Genomic DNA, 6,358 nt, shown 5'->3' on the forward strand with positions numbered 1-6,358 from the left:
TCGAGATAAATTTATACATAGGCGGCCGTCATCTCAAACCAGGCTTTCTTTTGGGAAACCCAATTTTTCCGCATCATGTGATAGTTGGCCATCAGCAGCTCTAAGCGTTGTTTTGCATCTTTCTTTTTCTGCGCAATCTTATAAGCTGTTTTGGCCTCATAATAGGCATGAAAATGCTCAAGTAGATTGTTATATTCCTCCCGCATTTTCGCAAGCATTTCCTGTGGATTTGGCCTTAAAGCAATCCCCTGTTCTATCCGCTTTAAACGCATCGCTAACTTCGCTTTTTCAATCTGTGCTTCTGTTGTACGGCGAAGGTTTTTTGCCGCGCCAAAGAAGCAAAGTGATGCGATGAGCCACTTCGTTGGATCAAACTGCCACCAACGGACACCATTTCGGTAATCGAATTCAAAAATATGGTGAAAATTATGGTAGCCTTCACCAAAGGTCAACAACGCAAGAAACCCGTTATCACGAGAAGAATTCTTGTCGGTATAAGGCTGGCTGCCCCAGTAATGGGCGAGTGAGTTTATCAAGAACGTAAAATGATGGGAAAGAACGAGACGTAGCACACCAACCGTGAGTAAAATACCAAGAATATCGCCATGGAGGATCCCGATCCCAAGCGGGATCCCGATATTGGTAATCATCGTTAGCGACAAGTAGTGACGGTGTTGCCACATGACGACTTTATTTTTTTGCAGATCGCGTGCATTCGCGTACGCTTGACTGGGATTGGTTTGATATTCGCGTAGCATCCAGCCAATATGACTAAACCAAAGCCCTCTTTTCGCAGAATACGGGTCTTTATGGTGATCATCAACAAAACGGTGATGGGTGCGATGATCGGATGCCCAATGTAGAATACTGTTTTGCAGTGCAAAGGCACCACCAATCGCGTAAATAAATTCAACGACGGGGTGTGTTTCATAACTTTTATGGGACCAAAGACGGTGATAGCCTGCGGTAATTGAAAGTTCACAAAAGCTTAATGCGATGATGGTCAGGATCAAATGAGAAAAATCGAATCCATGAGTCATGGCATACCAGGGAATACCGATTCCCGCGACCAATGCTGTTGATGTGAAAAGAATCAGATTGGTCCAAATAATTGGTGGTTTCTTCATAAGAGTTATTTTTGGCTTACAAGTGTTAGCCTAAATTATTGCACATGGGGTTTTGAATGAGAAGCCTCATGCTTGTGATGGATAGAATATGTTTAAGAAGGTGATGTTTTGGGGATCAGAGCACAACAGAAAGAAAAAACCAGAAGGGCACTGATAGATGCAGCCCTATCACAGCTGTGCGCCGAGCAGAGCTTTGGCAGTTTAAGCCTTAGGGAAGTTTCTCGGGAAGCGGGGATTGCTCCAACGTCTTTTTATCGCCATTTCAAAGATATGGATGAACTTGGTTTGACACTCGTCGATGAGGCCGGCCTAGCACTTCGCCAAATGATGCGTAAAGCTAGGCAGCGGATCACCAAAGATCGCAGTGTGATCATTACATCGATCGATACGTTTATGGAGTTCATTGAAAGCAACAGCAATGTTTTTCGTCTATTGCTGAGAGAGCGTTCAGGGACTTCTGCTGCATTCCGAGCTGCGGTCGCGCGCGAAATACATCATTTTATTCAAGAGCTTTCAGAATACATCGAAAAGACAACGGAATGCACTCTTGAACAGGCGAATATTCAGGCTGAAGCGATGGTGACGATTGTATTTAATGCAGGTGCAGAGGCATTGGATATGACCAAAGCACAACGAAAAGTACTCAGTGAGAAAATTGTCTGGCAGCTGCGATTATTAGCAAAAGGTGCGGATTTTTATTTTACGAAAAGAGCCCCTTCCTAGGGGCTGTTGATTTTTCATCAATCACAGTGTGCATTTCCGAAAGCATCAACAGACCTTGGCTTTTCTGATTTACTTTTTCGTCAGCATCACGCCAGACTCTATGTGGTGGGTGTAAGGAAATTGATCAAAGATTGCAAAACGTTCGACTGTATGCGTTTCCGTTAATGTTTTCAGATTATCAACCAATGTATCTGGGTTACAGGAAATATAGATAATATGGTCGAATGATTGCACGAGCTTCACGGTTTCTTCATCCAGACCTGCTCTTGGTGGATCGACAAGCACGGTGTTGCAATTGTAACTGCTAAAATCAATATTTTTGAGTGATTTATGTGGCTTCCCATGTAGCCGCGCATCTGAAAATTCTTCGCTAGAAATCCGGATGATTTCAACATTTTCAATTTGATTCGCTGCAATATTGAATTGTGCAGATTGAACAGAAGGTTTAGAAATTTCTGTACCAAGTACACGCTCAAAACGATCAGCAAGTGCGAGAGAGAAATTACCATTCCCACAATAGAGCTCTAATAAATCGCCAGAGAGTCCTTCACTGACACTTCTTGCCCAAGACAACATCTTTTGATTCACAATCCCATTGGGTTGGGTGAAACTGTTTTCTACTTGCTTATAAACGAGTTCTTTCCCATCAACATTGAGCTTTTCGAGGACAAAATCGCGTTCAACCAATAATTTTTGTTTTCTAGAACGACCAATAAACTGAATATTGAATTGTGATGACAATGTTTCTTTGAGTTGTTTGATCTCAGTTTCCCAGTGCTCGTCTAACGGACGATGATAAATCAGTGAAACTAAGATCTCACCACTGAGTGTCGATAAATAATCAATCTGGTAAAGCTTTCTACGCAGGATATCATTTGGCTTCAATGCATCGATGAGAACTGGCATCAGCTGATAAACGGTTTCATGAGCTGGTAAAAATGAGTCAACACGGAATTTACTTTTGTCTTCTGGATTAAACATGATGTGGTACAAATCGTCACCATCATGCCAGACACGAAACTCCGCACGCAGTCGATAGTGTTTTTCTGCTGAGGTGAACACTTCGATCTCAGGCACGTTAAACAAAGAAAATTGCGCTTTTATACCAGCTTTTTTCTCTGCTAACTGTTGTTCATATTGACTGGGATCTATACTGCCAACTGCCATAATTATATTCCTGCTCAATACCTGATAAGTCTAAAAAGAGCGCACATTGTAGATGGATTTAACAAGATGTCTAGCGGTTGATTATTTTTAATTCAAATTAGGCGTTAAACTTATTCTGTATGGACGAAAAAATTATTAAAAATTTTTCTATTTCTGCCGCTATATATACATAAAAGGCGTTCACAAGGGGGGCCTCGACATGAATTTCGGCGACATCAAATCATTTGTGAAAGACTCCAATTTCTTTAAAGGCTTTGATTATCAACAACAAGCTATCGAAAAGGAGCGTGTGCAGGCAAAAGTCGAGCGCCAGGATACTTTTGTTCATCAATCCAGTCAGCTCAGCATTACCAATAAAATTGTGATGCAAACGATGGCTGACAAAATGGGAAAAAAAGACGCGCTTCCGGCTGAGCAAGACTTTGATGGCGGTTTTGACTTCGAAACTATCGCCAATAATGTGATGCAATTTGTTGAAGGTGCAGTGTTGATGGCAAAGCAAAATGGTGCCAGTGATGATGAACTGCAACATATGCTAGGCAAAGCGAAAGAAGGGATCGAGCAAGGTTTTGCAGAAGCAAAAGAAATCCTCAATCAGATGAATCTGATGAATGAGGAAATCGAAACTGGGATTGCCAAGAGTTACGACTTGATTCAAGAACGTATGGGACACTTTGAAGAAGCACTGTTTGGTAAACCTGATGAAGTAGGACCTGAACCATTCGTTCCATCAAAAAGTGTCTCAATCGGTGGAGAAATCGATTACCAACGCAAAGAAGCAGGTGATTTGACGATCACAACGGCTGAGGGCGATAAAGTCAGTTTCTCTTTCTCCAGTCAGGTTCAATATACAGAAGCATATAATGTCGCAGCGCAATTTGGTGAAGGTGGTGGGCAGGCTTCCGGCTATTATGAGCAATCATTCTATCAGGCTGTTGGTTTTAGCTTTACAGTTGAAGGTGACTTGAATGAGGAAGAGCAGGAAGCAATTGCAAACTTGGTCAATGATATTTCGAAACTATCTGATGACTTCTTTAATGGCGACATTGATAAAGCATTTCAACAAGCTCTGGATTTGGGTTATGACGAATCACAAATCGTGGGCTTTGCATTGAATCTAAGCTATCAAGAACAAGTGAAGGTGACACAGACTTATCAAGAGGTCTCGAACTATCAACCTCAAGAAGCTCCTGTTGAGGAAAGGCCGAAACTTTCAAGCTTGATGCCACCACTGAATTCTTACTTGAAAGACTTGTTGAAAGTGGTAGAAGAAGCGAAGGCGCAACTGGAGAATATGGATTCATTCGATACGCTGGCTTCACGGATCCTCCATGAACAAATGCAACCAGAAGAGCAGGATAAAGTGGATCAAGCAATTGAGCGTTTTAGAAGCCTGAATATTGCATTATTGAAGAATTTACCAGAACCCGCTCCGATTGAAGATGCAGAATAAGAAAGACACATTTCTTTTCAGCACAAAAATTGGCAAAATAGGCCCCCTTTAGTGTAAGGGGGTTTTTGTTTGTGAAAGGGCATATTGTTGTCATTGATTCAGGTATTGGTGGACTTTCCGTTCTTACCCAAATTCGGTCACGCTTACCGGAAGTCAGCTATAGCTATGCCATGGATAATCAATATCTTCCTTACGGTGAGCTTCCCTATACAACCTTGATTGAACGATTACAATGGATGATCAAGCAGGTATTGGTCCATGAGTCGCCGGATCTGTTTGTCATTGCATGTAATACAGCCAGTACGCAAGCATTAGATGTACTCAGAACTCAGGTCGCTCAACCGATTGTGGGCGTCGTTCCAGCCATTAAACCTGCCGCGAAGCTTTCAACGCATCAAGAAATCCTCTTACTAGCCACCCCCGCGACGGTTGATGGCGTATATGTGCAAAGTTTAATTGATCAATTCGCTGTGGGTTGTCATGTTCATCGAGTGGGATCTGCGGGACTTGTTCATCTCGCAGAAAAGAAACTGCAAAGTCAAATTTCCATGAATGAACAAGTATATGATGAGTTGAAACAAGATTTGCCCCACCTCAAGAAAGTTGATGTTGTGATCCTTGGGTGTACTCACTTTCCATTTCTTCTCGAAGAACTTCAATTTACTTTTGGGGAAAGTGTACAAATTGTTGATTCTGGGGAAGCGATTGCAAGACGTGTTGAAGCATTATTACAAATTCAAACGAACGGAAAGACGAGGGAACAGTCATTATATGTTTCAAAAGCTTTAACTGTAGATATGAAGACGCAATTGAATCATACATACGGTTTTGAAGAAGTGAGCTTGTTATAAGAGAAGTGATGTTGATTGGGTAAGTCATGAGTCAGTGACTGCAATGCGAGCCACTGACTTGAAAGATGAAAAAGTTATCCGATTGACTCAACACCTTGTGCATTTGGTGCTTCATCCATCGCATTACTTTTATCTTGCGCTTCACCAACCTTGATGACACGGCTTTGAAACTCGGTTTCGTTCAATGCAGAGATCACATTCACTGCATCGCTTTCTGCCATTTCAACAAATCCGAAACCTTTACGCTTTCCTGTATTTCTATCTTTAATAAGACGAACAGAAAAAACCTGACCATGCTGGCTAAATAATTTTCTTACCGCTGCTTCGTTTGCACGATAGGGTAAGTTGCCGACATAAACAGTTTTTGTTTTGGGACGGAACGAAATATTGTTCTTATATAGAAGGAATGTAATTGCAGCGCCTGAAACTAAAGATCCTATAGAAAAAGCCATTGAAACTGACATGAAAGACAGGTCAGCAAGGCTCAGGCCAAAAAATCCCAATACCGCAATAGCCAGAGATGTCATAATAGCTGATTGTATTGGTGTCATGTTGATATACCTAAAATTGAATTAAACAAACATTAAACACATATATCATAACGGTTAAAAATGCACCCGCCAATAGCTGAATGATGTAAAACCGTCAGATTCATGCAAATCAATCGTTTGTATTTTACCCAAAAATGCTGATTTTGCATCAAAAATGACCATCTGAAAGTTTTTTTAAAAAAGTTTCAAAAAACACTTGCGCCCTTCGATGAAATCTCTATAATGCGCTCCCACACCAACAGGGGGCAGGGCAAACAAGCCGGCGACTGAAGGTGAGGTTGTTGAGAAGAGGTTCTTCGAAATTAACTTTCAAAATAAAGGTTGACTTCGAAAGAAAACATCGTAAAATGGCCGCCTCGCTTAGGAAAACGATTCAAAGCGAGATTTTAGAAGGTTAAGGTTCAAATTAAATGTTGATAAGAAACGTTAAATTTAATCCTTGACTTTGAATCACAGAGGCGTAAGATACGCATCCTGATTTAAAAC

General features: G+C 41.4%; 6 protein-coding genes. 3 read left to right on the top strand and 3 right to left on the bottom strand.

The annotated features are described in order from the left end of the window. Nucleotides 1–11: 11 nt before the first annotated feature. Nucleotides 12–1,127: an acyl-CoA desaturase gene (locus C505_RS0105730; RefSeq protein WP_018691636.1), complete on the bottom strand. Its 1,116-nt coding sequence runs from the start codon at nt 1,125–1,127 to the stop codon at nt 12–14. A 108-nt stretch (nt 1,128–1,235) separates the two neighbouring features. On the opposite strand from C505_RS0105730, the gene fabR reads away from it, so the two are divergent. Next, a complete protein-coding gene (gene fabR / locus C505_RS0105735) occupies nt 1,236–1,850 on the top strand; it encodes an HTH-type transcriptional repressor FabR (protein WP_018691637.1) in 615 nt (204 codons plus the stop codon). Between the two features lie 69 nt (nt 1,851–1,919). Here the strand turns inward: fabR and trmA are convergent, their stop codons facing one another. Next, complete coding sequence (trmA, locus tag C505_RS0105740; protein WP_018691638.1) at nt 1,920–3,017, bottom strand: tRNA (uridine(54)-C5)-methyltransferase TrmA; 1,098 nt, start codon at nt 3,015–3,017, stop codon at nt 1,920–1,922. A gap of 199 nt (nt 3,018–3,216) precedes the next feature. Between trmA and C505_RS0105745 the strand changes: the two genes are divergently transcribed. Together C505_RS0105745 and murI are read left to right on the top strand one after the other, a co-directional pair. After that, complete coding sequence (locus C505_RS0105745) at nt 3,217–4,470, top strand: DUF5610 domain-containing protein (protein ID WP_018691639.1); 1,254 nt, start codon at nt 3,217–3,219, stop codon at nt 4,468–4,470. Between the two features lie 71 nt (nt 4,471–4,541). Next, a complete protein-coding gene (gene murI / locus C505_RS21565; protein ID WP_018691640.1) occupies nt 4,542–5,321 on the top strand; it encodes a glutamate racemase in 780 nt (259 codons plus the stop codon). Between the two features lie 74 nt (nt 5,322–5,395). Here the strand turns inward: murI and C505_RS0105755 are convergent, their stop codons facing one another. After that, the gene (locus C505_RS0105755; protein ID WP_040439355.1) at nt 5,396–5,872 is read right to left on the bottom strand and encodes an RNA recognition motif domain-containing protein; all 477 of its coding nucleotides are present in this window, start codon (nt 5,870–5,872) and stop codon (nt 5,396–5,398) included. Nucleotides 5,873–6,358: the final 486 nt, after the last annotated feature.

Source organism: Algicola sagamiensis DSM 14643 (assembly GCF_000374485.1).
Lineage (GTDB): Bacteria > Pseudomonadota > Gammaproteobacteria > Enterobacterales > Alteromonadaceae > Algicola > Algicola sagamiensis.

What these genes read in the sequence shown, in the direction of transcription:
- C505_RS0105730 (WP_018691636.1), bottom strand. Translation starts at nt 1,127, where the DNA reads ATGAAGAAACCACCAATTATTTGGACCAATCTGATTCTTTTCACATCA.
- trmA (WP_018691638.1), bottom strand. Translation starts at nt 3,017, where the DNA reads ATGGCAGTTGGCAGTATAGATCCCAGTCAATATGAACAACAGTTAGCA.
- C505_RS0105745 (WP_018691639.1), top strand. Translation starts at nt 3,217, where the DNA reads ATGAATTTCGGCGACATCAAATCATTTGTGAAAGACTCCAATTTCTTT.
- C505_RS0105755 (WP_040439355.1), bottom strand. Translation starts at nt 5,872, where the DNA reads ATGACACCAATACAATCAGCTATTATGACATCTCTGGCTATTGCGGTA.